We start from the raw sequence: 19,455 nt of genomic DNA, 5'->3' as shown, positions 1-19,455 counted from the left end.
TTTGCCCCTTCAATTCCAAGATTCATGATTTCAGTCGATAACGTGACCGTCATGCACGGCGGCACTCCGCTTTTCAGCAATATCACCTTCAACATCAACGAGAGCGACAAGATCGCTCTAATGGGTAAAAACGGTGCAGGAAAATCTACCCTCCTCAAGATCATTGCCGGACAAAGCAAGCCAACCTCCGGTACAGTTTCTGCCCCAAAAGGCTATGTCGTGGCATATTTGCCTCAGCATTTGCTCACAGCGGATGATTGCAGTGTGATGGAGGAAACGGCCAAAGCCTTTGCCTCTTACCTCGGTATGAAGGAGGAAATCGACCGAATAAACGAGGAACTGACTGTTCGAACAGACTATGAATCGGAAGATTATTACAAACTGATCGAAAAAGTCTCCGAACTCAGTGAGAAATTCTACGCCATCGAAGAGATCAACTACGAGGCAGAAGTAGAAAAAGTGTTGTTGGGTTTAGGTTTCGTTCGTGAAGATTTTCAGCGATCCACATCGGAATTTTCCGGAGGATGGAGAATGCGGATCGAGCTGGCAAAAATCCTTTTGCAAAAGCCTGATCTGATCCTTCTCGACGAACCGACTAACCACTTGGACATCGAATCCATCCAATGGCTGGAAGAGTTTCTCATGACCAAAGCCAAAGCTGTGGTGGTGATTTCCCACGACCGGGCTTTTGTAGATAACATCACCACCCGAACCATTGAGGTGACGATGGGCCGTATTTACGACTACAAAGCGAAATACAGCCATTACCTGGAACTTCGCAAAGAGCGTCGCGAGCAGCAGCAAAAGCACTACGAAGAGCAGCAGAAGTTTATCGCCGAAACGACCCAATTCATTGAGCGCTTCAAGGGCACCTATTCCAAAACACTTCAGGTGCAGTCCCGCGTGAAAATGCTCGAAAAACTGGAGCTAGTAGAAGTGGATGAGGTGGATACTTCTGCCTTGAAACTCCGGTTCCCGCCTTCTCCTCGCTCGGGTAAATATCCGGTGATCGTGGAAGAGATGAGCAAAAGCTATGGAGATCATGTGGTCTTCAAAAATGCCTCTATGACCATCGAGCAGGGACAAAAAGTGGCCTTTGTCGGTAAAAACGGGGAGGGTAAATCCACCATGATCAAGGCGATTATGGGCGAGATCGACTTCCAGGGAAAATGCGAACTCGGTCACAATGCGATGATCGGGTACTTTGCGCAGAATCAGGCCTCACTTTTGGATGAGACGATCACGATTTTTGAAACGATTGATAACATCGCTGTGGGAGAGATCCGAACCAAAATCAAGGATATTCTCGGAGCCTTCATGTTTAAGGGCGATGATATTAATAAAAAAGTCAAAGTGCTTTCCGGAGGAGAAAAAACCCGATTGGCGATGATCAAATTGCTCTTGGAGCCGGTCAACTTGCTCATTCTTGACGAACCAACGAACCATTTGGACATGAAGACCAAGGACATCATCAAAGATGCTCTGAAGGCCTTTGACGGTACCTTGATTGTCGTTTCTCACGACCGGGATTTCTTGGATGGCTTGGTGACCAAAGTGTTTGAATTTGGCAATAAACGAGTACGTGAGCACTTCGAAGATATCAACGGCTTCCTTAGAAATAAGAAGATGGAGAATCTGAGGGAAGTGGAGCGAAAGTGATCAGTCGCGAAGGTCAAAAAACAGCAAATCCGGGGTAAAAGCTTCGGATTTTTTTGCCGCAGATCCCCAGAAAAAAGAAATCAATGAATCTGTGGCAAAACCTTATTCCGAGAACGGAAATCGGATCAGCTGTTCCTCCTTGCTTGATTGGTAAATAGCCCGAATGAGTTCCAAGGATTTTCGGGATTTGGGTCCATCGACTTCGGGCTGAATTCCTGTTTCGATCGCTTGGAGAAAATCCCTCCATTGTTTGGCATGAAGCTCGAAGCCAATTGCATTGGGATCGGAGGAACCCGAAGTAGAAGCATTTTCTGCTTTCAAAATCGGGCTTTCTTTCCCTTTGACATTCCATGCAGTCAACTTCCCTGCTTCCAAAATCGCACTTCCTTCAGTTCCATAAATCTCCAATCGCTCTGAATATCCGGGATAAAGTGAAGTTCCGGCGGTGATCGTTCCCATCGCGCCTGATTTGAAATTGACCAAAGCCGCTCCTAAATCCTCTCCTTCGATGGGATAGAGCGTGGTCTTCACTTTTCCAAAAACGGAATCCACTTCTCCCATCACTTCCAAAAGTAAGTCCAGGGTATGAATAGCTTGATTAATTAGGGCACCTCCTCCGTCATAGGCCAAGGTTCCTTTCCATTGACTGGAGGAATAATAATTGCCATCACGAAACCAATTGATCGCGGCATTTCCCATCAAGAGTCGACCAAAAACTCCATCCATTACGGCTTCCTTCAATCGAATAAAATCGGTTGAAAACCGGTTTTGAAACACGACACCGAGCTTGACATTTTTAGCCTCGGCAGCTTGAATCAATTGATCCGCCCGATCCAAAGTGACCTCAATCGGCTTTTCGACAAACACATGTTTTCCTGCTTGAATCGCCTTTAGAGCGGGCTCCAAATGCATTCCGCTAGGTGTACAAATACACACCACCTCAAGGTCAGGTATTGCGATAAAATCTTCCCAATCGCTGAGAATAGGGACTGAAAATTTATACTGGGCTTTTGCCGCACTGGAAGGATTTGGATTAAAAAGTCCGACCAACTCAGCATTGGCCAAACTATCGATAGCTTGCGCATGCTTGAGGGCAATTGCACCTGTTCCAATGATTCCGATTTTGTGATTTCGCATTTCTAAGGGAAAATTGAATAAATATCTTTTCTATGAGCCACTCTGGCAAAAATCACATTTTCTCCTTCAAGAAAAACCCCAACTCTATAATTACCCAGCCTAATCCTAAAAGCATCTTTGAACCCTACCAATTTCTTCACTCCCGAAATCTCATTGGCAGACGTGGCGCTTTCTACCCTTAAAACAAGGTTTTGAATACTCTTGAGCGCCTTTTTATCCTTGATCTTTCTAAGATCTTTTTCAAATGATTCTAAAAATAAAGCATTCAAAGCCCTTCAAAAATCTTTTTGATTTTATCTTTTGAAACCAATCGGGATCTATCTACCTCTTTCATCATCTGAGAAAGGCCTAAATCCAACTTCTCCTGTTCACTCAATTTTTTGGATGAAATTCCCTCGCTTTTCAAATAGCGCTGGATTTTTTCAAGCTCCTCCTTTGATTTTGGGGTTATCACAAGTGATTCCATATTTCCTTCTCAAAATTATTGATGTTACACAAGTTCAAAAGAACTGGGTTAAGCGCTGATTTTTGATTTGGTAATGAATTTACACAAAAAACAGAGTGAAAGTTCACTTCATTAACACTAGAGGATCCTGCCTCAGCAAGTGGACCAGGGATTGATACATTTTGGGATGATAGTTTTTCAAATCCTGACTTCGCTCAAAAAAGCTTTCTAAGGCCACTGCAAAAAACTCGTGCTCATTTAAGGCAGCACTTTCACGAAACAGACTCGGTAAACCTTTTCGGAGTCTATCCATTTCGGCAGGAACCCATTGGGTATATTCAGTCCAAGCTTTGGGATTAAACTCATGTTCTCCATCGGTTTCGATCAGATTGGCAAGTTTCAATGCATGGGCAATTTCATGAATACCGACATTCACACCATCGGCAGGATCGGCCATTCCTTCGACAAAACACTTCCAAGACACCACAATCAGCCCATGTTTTGGGTTGACTTCTCCACGGTGGTAAACCTTATTAACGGTACTGTAATAGGCATTTGGGTAAACCAAAATGGTGTGGAAGTGCGCCAATCTTAGCCTTTTCCAACCAAAAATCACCATAGTAATGGTTGCACCAATAAGAATCTCCATCTCGGAAGTGACCTCATCCAATCCTCCACGTGGGACAAAGCGCTTGGTGGAAAGGATGGTTTCCAACTTCCTCAAAAACTCTCTTCGGTGCACCGGTTTAAGTCGAGCGAAATACGGAAAATAGGCATCTAGAAACCGAATTTCTTCAGGGGTAACTTTCCTTGGAAAAAGCTTCCAACGCGCTTCATTGATAAATTGGATAAACAGATAGGTAGCAAACATCAGAAAACAAAAATGGCAACCACCTAAAGTAGTTGCCATTTATCAGAAAATCAATTTCCAGTTTATCTCGCGTAATTAACCGCTCTCATTTCACGGATCACAGTCACCTTTATCTGACCTGGATATTGCATTTCCTTTTCGATTTTCTGGGAGATATCAAAGGAAAGTTTGCTTGCCTTTTGGTCATCCACACTGTCTGCATCGACCAAGATTCGGAGTTCACGACCCGCCTGCATGGCAAAGCATTTGTTGACCCCATCAAAATTCAAGGCTAACTCTTCCAGTTCTTTCAGACGCTTCACGTAGCTGTCCATGATTTCACGACGTGCCCCAGGTCTAGAACCGGAGATCGCATCGGACGCCTGCACAATCGGGGAGATCATGGAGGTCATTTCGATTTCGTCATGGTGAGCACCGATCGCGTTACAGATTTCAGGATGCTCTTTGTATCGCTTGGCGAGTTCCATACCGAGAATTGCGTGAGGCAATTCCTGCTCTTCAGGCCACACCTTTCCGATATCGTGAAGGAGACCTGCTCGCTTAGCTAGCTTGGCATTGAGGCCCATTTCAGAAGCCATGGTAGCAGCTAGTTTGGCCACTTCTCTGGAGTGCTGAAGAAGATTTTGTCCATAAGAAGAACGGAATCTCATCCTTCCTACCATCTTGATCAATTCGGGATGAAGCCCATGGATACCCAAATCAATACAGGTTCTTTCACCGATCTCGACGATTTCTTCTTCGATGTTTTTCTCGGTTTTGGCCACCACTTCCTCAATACGGGCAGGGTGGATACGACCATCCTGAACCAGACGATGAAGAGACAATCTGGCAATCTCCCTTCTTACAGGATCAAAACCGGAGATGATGATTGCTTCAGGAGTATCATCCACGACGATTTCTACACCAGTAGCTGCTTCGAGCGCCCGGATATTTCGCCCTTCGCGACCGATGATTTTACCTTTGATGTCGTCGCTTTCGATATTGAATACAGACACGCAGTTTTCTACCGCATGCTCGGTAGCTGTACGCTGAATGGTATCTAGAACAATCTTTTTGGCCTGTTTGGTAGCAGTTAATTTCGCCTCGTCCAGGATGTCTTTAATTTGAGAAGAAGCTTTGGTTTGCGCCTCCTCAGTCAGCATCGTAATGAGTTGCTGTTTGGCTTCTTCACGTGTCAGTCCGGCGATTTTCTCCAAGTCTGCAATCCGCTGATTGGTTACCCGATCCAGCTCTTCTTTTTTCATCTGGACAGCATGAAGTTGGGCATTGAGGTTTTCCTTCTTACTGTCTAGTTCAGCCTCTTTGCGCTTGACTTGCTCCTGTTCTTTGGCTACTTGTTGCTGAAGTTGCTTGACTTTGTTTTCGTTGGTGATGATGATGTTTTTCTTATTGTTCATCTCCTCATCAAACTCAGCCTTCAACTTGAGATACTTTTCTTTCGCTTCAAGGATTCGGTCTTTTTTGATGGTTTCAGCTGTGATTTCAGCCTCCCTCAGCATGGATTTGATCCTTTCTTTGGTCTCTTCCTCCTGCTGTGCATGTTTATTTTTGATGAAAAAGCCAGCTAAAGCGGCTCCACCGCCAAGCCCCGCCAGGGCTGCGAGGATAATAAATAGTACGTCTGCCATAGGTATGTATATAGAATTTACCTACCGGCTTCGAAAATCTGCAAAATGAGTGGAAATCAAGCTCAGACTGCCTTGCTTAGCAGTGCCGAAATATGGGAAAGACTGCGATGAATGTGCTCGCTGTCCTCGGCATTGACCTCATTGGTCTCCAGTGATTCTACCATGCAATCGAAGGCAACCATTGCCAACAGGTCGGTAGTATCATCTAGCCCAAACTCGGCCTTATACTTTCTCAACTTTTCATTTATCAATTTCCCTGCATGTCGGATTTTGCCTTCATCTTCAGGCTTCACGCGCATGGGGTACTCCCTATCTCCGATTTTCACTCTAATGGCAAGCGTCTCCATATCATTCGGAAAGGTAGGTGATCAAATGATCGATTTCTTGTATATAATTATTGATTAAGTCACTCATTTCGGCGGCATCCTCAGAATTCACCGGTCGGTTGTCCACAATGTTACTAATTTTAATCTTATTTTTAAAATGATGGATTTCCTGCTCTTTTTCCTGAATTTCCTGCTCAAGAGCCGACAACCTAGCCCTTAAATGCTCATTTTCAGCGGTCAACGCCTCTACTTTTTTACTCACCTGCACGGCAAGCTTTTCCAGTTTTTGCAGTTCCTCGTGAATCATTTTTTAACTTCTGATGACAGCCCCCACTTGCTGCTGAAAGGCTTCGATCAATTTACTCATTGTTTTTTCAATTACCTTATCCGTCAGGGTATTTTCCTGATCTTGTAGGATAAAGCTCAAGGCGTAGGCCTTTTTGCCAGAATCGATCTTGTCTCCTTGATATACATCAAATACACCAATTCTTCTTAACAATTTCCCTCCTGCCTTTTCTGCCACTGATTTTACCTGGTCATAGGTCACTGATTTGTCAATTACCAAAGAGAGGTCGCGGCGAACTTCAGGAAACTTGGAGATTTCCTGATACTTTTTCAATCCCGAGGCTTTCTTGGTCAGCAAATCCCAATCCAATTCAGCATACCATACATCCTGACGTACTTCGGCGAGTTTCAGCAATTTCTCATCCACCAGTCCCAGTCGGCCGATTTCTTTTTCGCCCAGTTTCAATACCAACCCATACGCAAAAGGAGCAGATTCAACTACCTCCATGGAACCCACCTCTACGTTGAGTCTTTCGAGAATTCTCTCCACCGTTGAGAATAAGTCTGCAAAGGAAAACGGCTTGGCAGATTCTATCCAGCTCTCAGCGCTTCTGTTTCCAGAATGGAAAATAGCCAAACGTTTTCCTTCCTTGTAGCCAGATTCAGATTTATGATACACCGTGCCAAATTCGAATGCACGCAAATCTGATTGCTTTCGGTTGATATTGTGAGACATCACCTCCAAGCCTGAGAAAAGCAAAGTCTGACGCATCACTCCCAAATCTTCACTCAGCTTGTTGTATATCTCGACGTTTTGGGAAGGATCCAAAAACCCTGATTTCTCAGCATATTGAGGCTTGGTTAAGCTGTTTGTGATGAGTTCAAAATACCCCAAACCAGCCAACATCTCAGTCAATCGATACTGAAGCTTGTTCAGGTCCTTCATCGGATGATCGGCGAGGAAATCTGTGCTGAGCTTCTCGGAAAGTTCCACCTGATGAAATCCGTGGATTCTCAGGATTTCTTCGATGATATCTGCTTCACGGGTAACGTCCACTCGATAAGGCTTGACGATAGCCGTGAAACCCTTGTCAGTTTCATTTGTAACACGGATATCAAGGCTTTCCAAAATGGAGGTAACTTCCTTTGGCTCGATTTTCTTTCCGATCAGTCGGTTGACATGAGCGTATTCCACTTCCACCACAAAATCCTGAACAGGATTTGGATACACATCAATGAGCTCTGACGCCACCTTTCCTCCTGCAATTTCCTGAAGCAAAGCGACAGCCCTCTTCAGGGCATAAACGGGCATATTGGGATCCGTGCCCCGCTCAAAACGGAAGGAAGCATCTGTTTTCAGCCCATGAAATTGCGATCCTTTTCGGATCACATCAGGAGAGAAATAAGCGGATTCAAGGAAAATGGAGGTCGTCTGATCACTAACTCCTGATCCTTTTCCCCCGAAAATACCGGCAATGCACATCCCGCCATCGGAATCGCAAATCATCAATTCTTCACCGGAAAGCTTACGCTCCTTTTCGTCTAAAGTCACAAAAGAAGATCCTTTAGGCAGCTTACCTACGATGATTTTACCATTTGTAATTTTATCCGCATCAAAAGCATGCAGAGGCTGACCGAGATCGTGAAGGATAAAATTGGTGATATCGACCACATTGTTTATTGGCTCAAGTCCAAGTGATCTCAGGAAATTTTGAAGCCATTGTGGAGAAGGACCTACTTTCAAATCGGTCACCACTACTCCTGCATAGCGTGGACAATCTTTAGCATCTTGAACTTCCACTGAAATCGAAGGTCCAGTAACTTCTTTGGTCAAGTCTTTTTCGGAAGGAAGGCAAATAGGACGCTGGAGAAGAGCTTTCAGATCGCGAGCTACTCCCAAATGAGAAGCGGCATCAGCTCTGTTTGGAGTCAAGCCAATCTCCAACACATAGTCTTGACTTACTTCAAAGTACTCTTTGGCGGGTGTGCCATTCGGCAAATTGGTATCTAAAACCATAATACCCGCATGAGAGGTCCCAATACCGATTTCATCCTCTGCGCAGATCATTCCTTCAGAGGCCTGGCCACGGATTTTGGCTTTTTTGATTTCAAAGGGCTCTCCATTAGTCGGATAAAGCTTAGCCCCTACAGTGGCTACAACCACTTTTTGACCAGCTGCTACATTGGAAGCACCACAGACAATTTGGGAAGGAGTTTCCAATCCTATATCCACCGTGGTGATGCTCAATTTATCCGCATCAGGATGCTTTTCACAAGTCAACACTTCCCCAATTACAATACCTTCCAGTCCACCAGGAACAGAAATAAACTCCTCCACCGCTTCCACTTCCAAGCCGGATCGGGTAAGGAGTGCGGCGATTTCTTCAGGGGTTTCAGTGAGAGAAATGTATTGCTTGAGTCGATTGATCGAGATTTTCATAAGAATTCTGTTTCGGAATTGATCCGATGATTAAGAAAAAAGGTGCAAAGGCACCTTTTAGAAGTAATTGGCAAATTTAATTAAAAGAATTGCGGGAGGGCGGGATTATTTGTCATAATTTTTCTCCCCTGCCTCTATGGCTATGGTCATGAGGTTTTCCTTGGGTGGAAGAGGACAGGCATAGTCCGGATTGTAGGCACAATAGGGATTGTACGCCAAATTGAAATCGATCGTGATACTGTTTTTCCCGTCTTGACGCACATTTAGGAAACGACCTCCACCGTAGGTTTCTTTTCCGCTAGTCTCATCGGCAAAAGCCAAAAAGAAATTGCGCATATCCGTTTCTTTGACGGATTGAAGCAAAAGCAGCTTGTTTGTCCTTCCATTAAGCTCAAATTCCGCATAAGAGTGCTCGATGTATTTTTCTTTGGACCCGTCAGTCAAGGGTACCTCGCGCACTTTTTTGTTTTCAATCGGGACCAATCGGGCTTTGACTCGATAGGCGGGATTGATTTCATAGAAGGTCAGTGTTTTAAACTCCCTTTTTTGCTCTTCTGTCAAAGGAGATTCTACATTGAATCGAATAAATTTAAACTGACGCTCGCGTTCTTTTTCGATCTTTTCGATGTAGGCTTCTGGGCTTTCGGCAGCCGTAAACATGTAACCCACTGCAGCCAAAACCACAACGGAAACGATAACAATAAGGATATTACTTGTTTTCACAGGTGATCGGTTTTCCTTCCCAAAACTCCGTCAAAAGCTCGGAGGTTTTACAAAGTATTTAGCTTTTGAATGTACGGATTATAGTATTCCCTCATCCGCGAAGCTAAAATAGCCACGATCGGTGAATATCAGGTGATCCAAGATGCTCAAATCCATATCACGCCCGATTCTGACGAGTCTTTGGGTCAGTTTTTTGTCCTGCTCTGATGGGCTAGGAGATCCGCTTGGATGGTTATGTACCAAAATGATGGAATGTGCCATATGTTCTAGCGCAGTTTTAAACACCAATTTGGGATCTACCACTGTACCTGCGGTACCGCCTTGACTAATTAGTTGTTTTTTGATCACGTAATTAGATCTACTTAGTAAAATGAGGTAAAAATGCTCGATGACCTCATCATAAAGCTCAGGACGCATCAGCTCGAAGGCGTCTCGGGAAGAAGTGATCTTTTGCCTGACAGGCACATCCTGTTCTTTCCTACGCCGACCAAGCTCCAAGGCACTGACGATAGATATGGCTTTAGCTTCACCTATCCCCTTGAATTTCACCAAGTCTTTTACCGATAGCTTTGCCAAGGCAGAAAGGTCATGGTTGACATGTCTGAGGATCATTCTCGAAAGGTCAACTGCACTCATGGAAGGCGTTCCTGAACCTATCAAAATGGCAATTAGCTCCGCATCAGTAAGTGCAGACTTTCCCCTGAGAAGAAGCTTTTCCCTTGGCCGATCCTCCTCAGCCAATTCGGAAATTTTGGTAGAAAAAGTAGAATCCATACAGGTCTTAAAAGTATGACTAACAAAAACTTGACTAAAAAGTAATAAAAAAAACCCTGCTTTTGACAGGGTTTGGAGTAAGAAAGTATCACTTAATCAACCAAGCGCGTTAACGAACTTAGCCAATTTGGATTTCTTATTGTTAGCGTTGTTTTTGTGAATCACATTTTTCTTCGCCAGTTTGTCCAACATGGAAGAAACCTTCTGGAAAAGCTCAGTAGCCTCGATCTTATCGGTAGCAGCCTTCAGCCTTTTGATGAAAGTCCTAGTGGTCTTGGCCTGATATCTGTTTCTCAAACGCTTCGCTTCGTTGGCACGAATTCTTTTCAGAGCTGATTTGTGATTTGCCATATTGTTTTTTAATAAATGCTGTACGTTCCCCTATTCTGAATCGGAGTGCAAAGTTATTGTAAATAATTAATTCTGCCAAAGGATTTTGTAACATTCCTTTCTGCATGCACTTTCACCAAATCTATCAAAGAGGAAAAAAGTCCAAAACAGGGTACAAATATAGGTTTTTTCACTTTCCGAAAATGAAAGCTTTGATTATTTTCAAGCATGAAGATTTTTTTGGTTTGGGTGATTCTTTTTCTTTTCCTCCCGGAAAAGCCTCCGTTTTGGGGATTTTATGCTCATTCCCTGATCAATCGTCAGGCTGTCTTTTCGCTTCCTCCCGAGATGATGTCACTGTATAAATCTGAAATCGAGTTCATTACCGAAAAGGCAGTCAATCCCGATCGAAGACGCTATGCGGTAGTTGGGGAAGCAGAGAAACATTACATCGACCTGGATCATTATGGAGACAGCGCAATTCATATTCTTCCAAAATATTGGCCTGAGGCGATCAAAAAATTCCCAGAAGATACTTTGAGGGCATACGGAATCGGACCTTGGTCCGCTTATCAAACTTTTTTGGGCCTTACCAGAGCCTTTGAGCAAAAGAACAAAGCGGCCATTCTACGACTTTCGGCGGATTTGGGGCATTACTTGGGAGATTTGAATGTGCCGCTGCATACCACCAAAAACTACAACGGTCAACTTACCGGTCAGGAAGGTATCCATGGATTTTGGGAAAGCAGAGTCCCAGAGCTTTTGGCCAAAGATTATTCCTTTTGGGTAGGAAAAGCTGAATTTATCGAAAAGCCACAGTTGGCAATTTGGGATGCAGTAGCCAGGGCTCACGCCATGGTGGATAGCGTACTGAGAGTCGAGCGCGAACTCACAGCTCAATTCCCGGATGATCAGAAGTACAGTTATGAAGAGCGAAATGGTTTGACAGTCCGAGTCTATTCAAGGGATTTCACCACAGCATATGCCATAGCTCTCGACAATCAGGTGGAACGACAGATGCGAAAATCCATCAAAATGATCGCGGATTTTTGGTACACGGCATGGATTAACGCCGGTCAACCGGATCTTCGGGAATTTTCATCATCGGAAAAAGCAGAGGACGAAAAAATAACTCCCGACCCAAAAATCAAAGTCAGAGATCATTAGAAATTATGAAGGATGAAGGATAAAGTATGAAAGCTGAAACGAGTAGCCACCAGATTAAAACTTAAAGTTGAATAATAAGGAATAGGATTAAACACTATGAATATGGACAGAGATTTAAAAGCTAGAACAAAGAGGTTCGCGTTGGAAATCATACAACTTGTATCAGAACTTCCGAAAAACACAGCAGGCTTTGAACTTGGTAAGCAATTAATTAGGTCAGGCACTTCAGTGGGGGCGAATTATAGATCATCACAGCGTGGTCGCTCTCGAGCAGAGTTTATTTCAAAATTATCAATAGTCCAAGAGGAAGCTGATGAGTCTGGATTTTGGTTGGAATTGATCTCAGAGTCTCATCTTTTGCCTAACGAAAGAGTGAAACCTGCTCTTAAAGAAGCCAATGAACTCACGGCAATTTTTACTAAAATGGTAATAAATGCTAAAAGCAATTCTTAAAAGCACTTTCGTTCTTTACAACTTATTTTCAAAGACTTAAGAAATCAACCTTTGATTAACCTTTTCAGCTTTCTGATTTCAGACTTCTGATTTCAAATACTGCCTAATCGCTCTCCCCAACCTCTCGAAAGTATTTTTGAAAACGGCCTCATTTTCCTCCAGTAATGTCACTCTAAAACCCCTAAGATCAGAGCAAAAGGAAGAAATAGGCACCACACATATTCGCTCGGAAGCAAGTAAATAATATACAAAGCGCTTGTCCAACGGCATTTCAGGGTCGCTTAGCCATGAATCCAGCAACTGTTGCAGTCGCTCATCCTCAATCGGAAGCGTTTGATTAGGCGTTAGCAACTTCTCATCAAATACAATCGTGTTGTAAAACGCCCCCTGGGTAGGGTTAAACTTAATCCCCTCGATTTCTCCCAAAATCTCCCGCATCCAATCGCTTCGCTTACCGATTTGAGCATTGGCTTGTTCTCGATAGGCATGGTATTCGGGATGACTCATGATTCTCGGGATCGCCAACTGTGGCAAAATCGTCGAACAAACCTCGATCATTTTGGCGTTTTCGAGGGTTTGGCAAAGTTTGGCAAACTCCTTTGAAGACTCCCGATTGTAAAATTCCATCCATCCGCAGCGTGCTCCCGGCCAAGGGAATTCTTTGGAAATCCCCTTCAACGAAATCGCCGGCCGGCTTCCGATCACTTCTGCCAAAGCCACTGCTTTGATCCCATTGTAGGTGATATTTTGGTAGATCTCATCTGCGATCAAGAGCAAACTGAATTCATCCGCGATTTTCACAAATCCTTCCAAAACTTCTTTGGGATACACCATTCCGGTGGGATTATCCGGATTGATAATCAGGATACCGACAATAGAAGGATTGTATTTGACCTTCATGTAAAGGTCCTCCATATCAGGCAACCACTGATTGTCCGGATCAAGCTTATACGTGATCGGAGCGGTATTGGCATGAGCCGCCTCTGCCGAACTGTGAGTCGAATAGGCAGGCGAAGGGCCGATAATCCGTGCCGTAGGGATCAAAAATTGATACAACTTGGCGATCGCATCTCCCAAGCCATTGAAGAATAAAATGTCCTCTGCGGTGATTTGGGATCCACCTTTTTCATTGTTGAGATTGGCCAAAAACTTACGGGTTTCCAACACGCCCTTGGAGTCAGCATAGCCGTAGGTTTTATCCTCCTTGAGCAGGTCTGCGATGATGACTTTCATCCAATCGGGCACGTGATTATGCTTTTGGATGGGGTCACCGATGTTCTCCCAGGTCATAGGATAACCCAAAGCTTCAATTTGCCGGGCTTTTTTTACAATGCCCCGGATCTCGTAATTCAATTCTTCTGCTCCGGGTCTGAGGAGTAGCTGTCTCATAGGTCAATAGGCTGGTTTGGAAAAAATTCCGCCACAAAGTAAGAGAAAAGCAAGTTGAAATTTCAGGAATAGACTAAAAACCAAAACATATCCTGATCCTAAAATGGGATCACTCTTAAACTTTTGCTAGCTCTTATCGTTTTTGGTAAGCTTATTACCCAATTAGATTATCAACAAAAGCTCCATAAACTACCATTTCAAAAAGCTCTTCAAGTGATTCTTCTTCGAATTTTACTCTTCCTCATCTTTCTTTTTTTCATTGATTGGTATACTTACCAAGCGTTTAAGACATCTTTCCCGAATCAGACATGGGTAAAGATTGGCTACTGGCTTTTTTCAATTTTGGTGTATGCATACATCGTCTATGGTTTTCTAACCTTCAGTAGGGAAACCATGAATCCGAATTTTGGAACGATGGTTTCACTGATGATTTTGTCACTGGTTCCAAAACTGATTATCCTGACTTTCTTGTTTGGAGAGGATGTTTTACGGTTTTTTACCGGAAGCTTTCAATCTATTTCAAGTAGCCGACAAGGAGACTTTTTACCCGATCGGAGAAAATTCATCAGCCAAACCGCGCTTGTCCTTTCTGCCATACCATTTGTAGGAATACTTCATGGTGTCTTGATCGGAAAATACCGCTATCGGGTGATGAAGCACACACTGGAATTTGACGACTTGCCGGAAGAGTTTGACGGTTTTAGAATCACCCAGATATCGGATATCCATTCAGGAAGTTTTGATGACAAAAAGAAGCTAGAATACGGCATTGACTTAATCAATCAGCAAAAATCAGATGTCATATTATTCACCGGAGATTTGGTAAACAATCATGCCGGAGAAATGGAACCCTGGGTGGAGACGTTTAAAAAACTTCACGCTCCTTTGGGTAAATATTCGATTTTGGGTAATCACGACTACGGAGACTACATGTACTGGCCAAGCCAAGAGGCTAAGACTGAAAATCTAAAGCGTCTGTTTGAAGTTCAGGAAGAGCTTGGATTTAAGCTTTTACGAAATGAAAACATCAAAATCAGAAAAGATGGGGCAAGCATCGATCTGATAGGTGTAGAAAACTGGGGAAAAGGTTTCGCTCAATACGGGGACTTGGCCAAAGCAGCGAGCAACCTTTCGGCAGAAAGTTTTAAAATCCTGATGAGTCACGACCCTTCCCACTTTGACGAGGAGGTCAAAAAATTTGCGCAACATATCCACCTTACTCTAAGCGGACATACCCATGGGATGCAGTTTGGCATCGAGATTCCCGGCTGGATCAAATGGAGTCCTTCTTCACTGCGGTATCCCAAATGGGCCGGACTCTACGAGGAAATGGGCCGGTATCTGCATGTAAATAGAGGCTTCGGGTTTTTGGCCTTTCCGGGAAGAGTTGGGATTTGGCCGGAGATTACTGTGCTGGAGTTGAGAAGAAAAAGTTCCTAATCATTAGTTTTCACGATTGCATTTAAAGCTTGTATTGATAATACACGATATCTTGTATTGTCAATACAAGCTTTTAAAACTAATTGAAAATCAATAGACTAGCTAGCCACTTTTCTTTCTATTGCGCATCCCATCCACCACAAATGCTATCGCTCCCCAAACAATAGCTACTCCCGAAAGCCATTTGGGCAATGGAAACAAGTCCAAATACTTGACCATTAGCAATAGTCCAAGTAAGAGAAAAGTGAATGCATGCAGGTATTTGTATGTTTTGTATGTTATTCGACTCATTTTCTCCTTAGTAAATATCTTAAGTGACCATTGGAATAACCGAAAATAAGGGTGTCACCCGAGAAGCCATATCGATTTTGGCTGGATCCTTCGCTGGTTGTGATTTCAATTGTTTCAGAATTAAAGGTTTTCCAAGAAAAAGAAGGAATCAGGGAATAATCCAAGGGTTCAGTAATCCCATTGCGCTTCAAATCATCCCGTAAATACTGAGGGTCTAAAATAAGCTTCCCTTCCTTTGTGTAAGTTTCGACGTAGCTTTTCGCATAAAACTCATCCTGGATGATTTCCCCATTTGCATCCTTAGAAAAAAGCATCGTCCATTTCCCGACCAGTCGCGGGTCTCGTTCGGCTTTTTGAATAATGAATAGGAAGAAGAGTAAACTAAATGGCACAAATTTCATATTCGGTTCAATTATTTTTTTCTAAGCTTTCTATTTTGCTGGACTATGCCTACGCCAAACCAAATGCAATACAAAAACATGGAGACAACAATGGGATTGGGGTAGTTCTTCCCCTCAGAAATAAGGCCTGAATTCCACCAAGAAAACACGCCAATCAAAAGAGAGGAAACAAAAAGCAAACTGTAAGCGACATAAAGACTTCTATCCATTTCACTAAAAAACCTATCTATAATTCATTTTACTTTTTTGAGCCCAGTCCTTAAAGCAATTACCTGCGCAACCACCATCAAAACCATCGAAATCGCTGTAAAATTGGGCACCTTATTTCTCCCTTCCATCCACCATCCGCTGTGCCACAAAGACACACCACCAACAAAAAGCGCGGAAATCAGCAATACCACATGAAAATAAAATCTTCTCTTGCTCATGATTTAAAAACTAATTCTGAAGTAATAAATCGAAATAAATACTAAAAAAAAAGCCCCCCGAAGATTTCTCCTCGAGGGGTTTAGTTTGAGCTTTCTGATTTTAACTTATTTGATTTAAGCCTTCGACTCATGTTCCACTGAGAGAAGTCGAAGTAAAAGGTTGACAATCTGAATACTGCAAACTGAGACTGCTTACTACTTAAGGTTCTTATACCGAATCCTTTTCGGCGTCACATCACCCAATCGCTTCTTCTTATTCTCCTCATAGTCGGAGAAGTTACCTTCAAACCAATAGACCTGAGAGTCGCCCTCGAAAGCCAAAATGTGGGTACAGATACGATCCAGGAACCAACGGTCGTGAGAGATAATCACCGCACAACCACCGAAGTTTTCCAAGGCTTCTTCTAAAGCCCTAAGGGTGTTGACATCGAGATCGTTGGTAGGTTCGTCAAGAAGGAGCAAGTTTCCGCCTTCTTTTAGCGTGATAGCCAAATGAACTCGGTTTCGCTCACCACCGGAAAGTACGCCTACCTTTTTCTCCTGATCTGATCCGGCAAAGTTGAACTTGGATACATAAGCCCGTGAATTGACTTCCTTGTTTCCCAGCTTCATCAATTCATTTCCTCCTGAGATCAATTGATAAACAGTCTTGTTAGGGTCAAGCTGATCATGCTCTTGATCGACATAAGCTAGTTTTACAGTCTCACCTACTTCAAAATTTCCAGAATCCGGCTTTTCCTGTCCCGTGATCAACTTGAAGAGAGTTGTTTTACCTGCACCATTTGGACCAATGATACCCACGATTCCACCTTGAGGCAAAGAGAAGCTGAGGTTTTCAAAAAGCAGCTTGTCTCCATAGGCTTTAGAAACATTATGAGCTTCGATGACTTTGGCACCCAAACGCGGTCCGGGAGGAATGAAAAGTTCAAGCTTCGCTTCTTTCTCTTTTGCTTCCTCTCCTACCAACTTGTCATAAGCATTCAAACGAGCCTTCCCTTTGGACTGACGCGCCTTGGGAGACATGCGAATCCATTCCAATTCCCGCTCAAGGGTTTTCTGACGCTTGGATTCGGTTTTTTCTTCCTGCTTCAGTCGCTGCTGCTTTTGATCCAGCCAAGAGGAATAATTTCCTTTCCACGGAATACCTTCTCCACGGTCAAGTTCGAGTATCCAACCTGCCACGTTGTCCAAGAAGTAACGGTCGTGGGTCACGGCAATGACAGTTCCTTTGTATTGTTGAAGATGCTGCTCCAGCCAAAGTACTGACTCTGCATCCAGGTGGTTGGTAGGTTCATCCAGCAAAAGGACATCCGGCTCCTGCAGAAGCAATCGACAAAGTGCTACGCGGCGCTTTTCCCCACCGGAAAGATTACCTACCACTGCATCCGAAGGCGGGAGACGAAGCGCGTCCATTGCCTTATCCAGCATGACGTCCAATTCCCAGGCATTGGCCGCATCGAGTTTTTCCTGCACTTCTCCTTGACGGGTAATGAGCTTGTCCATCGCATCCGGGTCTTCCATTAGTGCCGGATCCATGAATTTTTCATTGATTTCCTCAAATTCTTTGAGCAAGGCTACCGTGTCCGCTACTGCTTCCTCCACGATTTCCTTGACCGTTTTGGTCGGATCAAGCTTCGGCTCCTGCTCCAGCATGCCCACTGTGTAGCCTGGCGACCATACTACTTCGCCTTGGAATTCCTTGTCCACTCCGGCGATAATCCGAAGCAAAGAAGACTTACCGGATCCGTTGAGACCGAGAACCCCGATCTTGGCTCCATAGAAAAATGAGAGGTAGATATCCTTTAGTACCTTTTTCTGTGGGGGGTAAATCTTGGAGACCCCGGCCATGGAAAAGATGATTTTTTCTGCGCTCATGCTATGATTTTAGGCTTGTTTTGACTGAATCGGCAAAGATGGCAAAAATATCCCTTTCTTAGGATAAGTGCGCTGTAATTGATTATTTTGCGCAAAATTGAAAACAACCACCTATAACCTAATTGTAGTGAGATGGAGCATCCCTATGGATATATCAAAGACGGCAAAGTCTTTTTGAAAGGATTTCTGGGCAAACCCGACCGGGAGATCGGTGAAGTAAAAGAGGATGAAGCCTCCACTATCCACTATTTTGAAGCCCGTTTTGAGCAGATCAAGGAAAAAGTAGAAAAGCTCAAAAACGACATAGAGGAAAACCAAAACAAAGGTTCATTCCTGATGAAGCTGATTCATCTCCGAGACTCCCTTTTTGAAAGTGATGCGTTGGGAGATTTTATTCCTCTGATAGAAGAACTTAATCAGCAGGAAGGTTTCCTGAATGAAATCATCCAAGCCAATCGTGCCAAAAATCTGGAAGTCAAAAAAGGCTTAATTCTGGAAGCAGAAGCTTTGAAAAATGACACAGACTGGAAAGAGACTGCTGAAAAATTCAAAGAACTGAAGCTTCGCTGGATCAAAACCGGTCCGGTGGAAAAAGAAGTCAACGAAGAAATCGAAAGGCAATTCAACGAGGCAATACAGACCTTTTTTGAAAATAGAAGGCACTTCTACGAAGGGCTCGCTCTTCAGGCAGAGGAAAATATCAAAGTCTATGAAGCTCTGGTGGTCCAAGCCAGAGAAGCTCATGATCTTCCCGATGCCAAAATGGCCTTTGAAATCAGCAAGCGAATCCAAAAAGAATGGAAGGAAGCAGGAAAAGTCCCTGCTGAGAAACGCCAACCACTTTGGGATGAATTTTCCAAACTCAACAACCGCATTTTCTCCAGATACAAACGTGGCCTCAATCCTGGACCGCAAATGCATCCGAGAGAAGTCTTGAGAAAAATCGAAGGGATGGTGGAAGAGTTGAAAAAAATGGCTCACCAGCCTACCAGCTATGCCATCACTACCCGGGCCAAGGCCATTCAGGAAGATTGGAAAAAACTACCTGTGAGAAAACCCAAAGAGGCAAATCTTCCGGCTCGGTCTTATCAATTTTTCATGGATATCATTTTCGAAAAAGCTTTCCTCGAAAAATTGGCTCACAACAAATATTCAGACTTTGACAGTAAGAGTACTCAGGAACAGAATCAGATTAAATCTGCCATTCTCAAGGACTTACTGCACAGAGACCAGAGTGAATTGGAAACCATGCAAAACAATTCGGCCAATTTCAGAGTAGAGACACCGGACTTTGAGATGATGATGAAAAAAAAGTTATCAGGCCTAAAGCGCAAAGTGGACGTAAAAAACTATATTTTGAAGCAACTTTCTCCTCGATATTGAGTAGAAACTA

The 19,455-nt window shown here is 43.6% G+C and carries 21 protein-coding genes; 5 read left to right on the top strand and 16 right to left on the bottom strand.

Annotation, left to right across the window (positions count from 1 at the left end; translation table 11 throughout):
• Positions 1-24 precede the first annotated feature (24 nt).
• On the top strand, positions 25-1,659 hold the full coding sequence (locus DDT91_RS14915) for an ABC-F family ATP-binding cassette domain-containing protein (RefSeq protein ID WP_111393104.1): 1,635 nt from the start codon (positions 25-27) through the stop codon (positions 1,657-1,659).
• A 102-nt stretch (positions 1,660-1,761) separates the two neighbouring features.
• Here the strand turns inward: DDT91_RS14915 and DDT91_RS14910 are convergent, their stop codons facing one another.
• From DDT91_RS14910 to rpsT, 11 genes are all read right to left on the bottom strand, one after another.
• Positions 1,762-2,796: a Gfo/Idh/MocA family protein gene (locus tag DDT91_RS14910; protein WP_187176990.1), complete on the bottom strand. Its 1,035-nt coding sequence runs from the start codon at positions 2,794-2,796 to the stop codon at positions 1,762-1,764.
• 2 nt (positions 2,797-2,798) lie between these two features.
• Positions 2,799-3,065, bottom strand: coding sequence for a type II toxin-antitoxin system RelE/ParE family toxin (locus DDT91_RS20845; protein ID WP_187176989.1), 267 nt, complete (start codon positions 3,063-3,065; stop codon positions 2,799-2,801).
• Positions 3,062-3,262 carry a hypothetical protein gene (locus DDT91_RS14900; RefSeq protein WP_187176988.1) on the bottom strand — a complete coding sequence of 67 codons (201 nt, stop codon included), beginning with the start codon at positions 3,260-3,262 and terminating at the stop codon, positions 3,062-3,064. Before DDT91_RS14900 ends, DDT91_RS20845 begins: the two co-directional genes overlap by 4 nt.
• A 103-nt stretch (positions 3,263-3,365) precedes the next feature.
• On the bottom strand, positions 3,366-4,151 hold the full coding sequence (locus DDT91_RS14895; protein WP_255502135.1) for a zinc-dependent peptidase: 786 nt from the start codon (positions 4,149-4,151) through the stop codon (positions 3,366-3,368).
• Positions 4,152-4,174: 23 nt separating this feature from the next.
• Positions 4,175-5,740 carry a ribonuclease Y gene (rny, locus tag DDT91_RS14890; RefSeq protein WP_187176987.1) on the bottom strand — a complete coding sequence of 522 codons (1,566 nt, stop codon included), beginning with the start codon at positions 5,738-5,740 and terminating at the stop codon, positions 4,175-4,177.
• Between the two features lie 62 nt (positions 5,741-5,802).
• A complete protein-coding gene (locus DDT91_RS14885) occupies positions 5,803-6,087 on the bottom strand; it encodes a cell division protein ZapA (RefSeq protein ID WP_187176986.1) in 285 nt (94 codons plus the stop codon).
• Position 6,088: 1 nt separating this feature from the next.
• Complete coding sequence (locus tag DDT91_RS14880) at positions 6,089-6,373, bottom strand: hypothetical protein (RefSeq protein ID WP_187176985.1); 285 nt, start codon at positions 6,371-6,373, stop codon at positions 6,089-6,091.
• Between the two features lie 3 nt (positions 6,374-6,376).
• The gene (gene pheT / locus DDT91_RS14875; RefSeq protein ID WP_187176984.1) at positions 6,377-8,791 is read right to left on the bottom strand and encodes a phenylalanine--tRNA ligase subunit beta; all 2,415 of its coding nucleotides are present in this window, start codon (positions 8,789-8,791) and stop codon (positions 6,377-6,379) included.
• A gap of 105 nt (positions 8,792-8,896) precedes the next feature.
• Complete coding sequence (locus DDT91_RS14870; RefSeq protein ID WP_187176983.1) at positions 8,897-9,514, bottom strand: DUF1684 domain-containing protein; 618 nt, start codon at positions 9,512-9,514, stop codon at positions 8,897-8,899.
• Positions 9,515-9,592: 78 nt separating this feature from the next.
• Positions 9,593-10,288 (bottom strand): DNA repair protein RadC, encoded by a 696-nt coding sequence (radC, locus tag DDT91_RS14865; RefSeq protein ID WP_187176982.1) that lies wholly within the window; start codon positions 10,286-10,288, stop codon positions 9,593-9,595.
• A gap of 96 nt (positions 10,289-10,384) precedes the next feature.
• Entirely contained in the window at positions 10,385-10,639 is a 255-nt protein-coding gene (rpsT, locus tag DDT91_RS14860; RefSeq protein WP_187176981.1) for a 30S ribosomal protein S20, read from the bottom strand.
• A gap of 207 nt (positions 10,640-10,846) precedes the next feature.
• Here rpsT and DDT91_RS14855 point away from each other — a divergent pair, with 207 nt between their 5' ends.
• Both DDT91_RS14855 and DDT91_RS14850 read left to right on the top strand, forming a co-directional pair.
• The gene (locus DDT91_RS14855; RefSeq protein ID WP_255502134.1) at positions 10,847-11,785 is read left to right on the top strand and encodes a zinc dependent phospholipase C family protein; all 939 of its coding nucleotides are present in this window, start codon (positions 10,847-10,849) and stop codon (positions 11,783-11,785) included.
• Positions 11,786-11,887: 102 nt separating this feature from the next.
• Positions 11,888-12,238: a four helix bundle protein gene (locus DDT91_RS14850; protein ID WP_187176980.1), complete on the top strand. Its 351-nt coding sequence runs from the start codon at positions 11,888-11,890 to the stop codon at positions 12,236-12,238.
• 78 nt (positions 12,239-12,316) lie between these two features.
• Here DDT91_RS14850 and DDT91_RS14845 read toward each other — a convergent pair whose 3' ends face one another.
• A complete protein-coding gene (locus DDT91_RS14845; protein WP_187176979.1) occupies positions 12,317-13,627 on the bottom strand; it encodes a pyridoxal phosphate-dependent aminotransferase in 1,311 nt (436 codons plus the stop codon).
• Positions 13,628-14,020: 393 nt separating this feature from the next.
• Here DDT91_RS14845 and DDT91_RS14840 point away from each other — a divergent pair, with 393 nt between their 5' ends.
• A complete protein-coding gene (locus DDT91_RS14840; RefSeq protein ID WP_255502133.1) occupies positions 14,021-15,067 on the top strand; it encodes a metallophosphoesterase in 1,047 nt (348 codons plus the stop codon).
• 102 nt (positions 15,068-15,169) lie between these two features.
• On the opposite strand, the gene DDT91_RS14835 is transcribed toward DDT91_RS14840, so the two are convergent.
• The 4 genes from DDT91_RS14835 to ettA form a co-directional block, all read right to left on the bottom strand.
• On the bottom strand, positions 15,170-15,358 hold the full coding sequence (locus tag DDT91_RS14835; protein WP_187176977.1) for a hypothetical protein: 189 nt from the start codon (positions 15,356-15,358) through the stop codon (positions 15,170-15,172).
• The gene (locus tag DDT91_RS14830) at positions 15,355-15,759 is read right to left on the bottom strand and encodes a hypothetical protein (RefSeq protein WP_187176976.1); all 405 of its coding nucleotides are present in this window, start codon (positions 15,757-15,759) and stop codon (positions 15,355-15,357) included. Before DDT91_RS14830 ends, DDT91_RS14835 begins: the two co-directional genes overlap by 4 nt.
• A gap of 233 nt (positions 15,760-15,992) precedes the next feature.
• Complete coding sequence (locus DDT91_RS14825; RefSeq protein ID WP_187176975.1) at positions 15,993-16,187, bottom strand: hypothetical protein; 195 nt, start codon at positions 16,185-16,187, stop codon at positions 15,993-15,995.
• A 195-nt stretch (positions 16,188-16,382) separates the two neighbouring features.
• Entirely contained in the window at positions 16,383-18,062 is a 1,680-nt protein-coding gene (gene ettA, locus DDT91_RS14820; RefSeq protein WP_187176974.1) for an energy-dependent translational throttle protein EttA, read from the bottom strand.
• A gap of 132 nt (positions 18,063-18,194) precedes the next feature.
• Here ettA and DDT91_RS14815 point away from each other — a divergent pair, with 132 nt between their 5' ends.
• On the top strand, positions 18,195-19,445 hold the full coding sequence (locus DDT91_RS14815) for a DUF349 domain-containing protein (RefSeq protein WP_187176973.1): 1,251 nt from the start codon (positions 18,195-18,197) through the stop codon (positions 19,443-19,445).
• Positions 19,446-19,455: the final 10 nt, after the last annotated feature.

The sequence above is a fragment of the Algoriphagus sp. AK58 genome (assembly GCF_014324365.1).
Lineage (GTDB): Bacteria > Bacteroidota > Bacteroidia > Cytophagales > Cyclobacteriaceae > Algoriphagus.
Note: the sequence above shows the minus strand (reverse complement) of the source record. Positions and strands in the feature narration are given on the sequence as shown.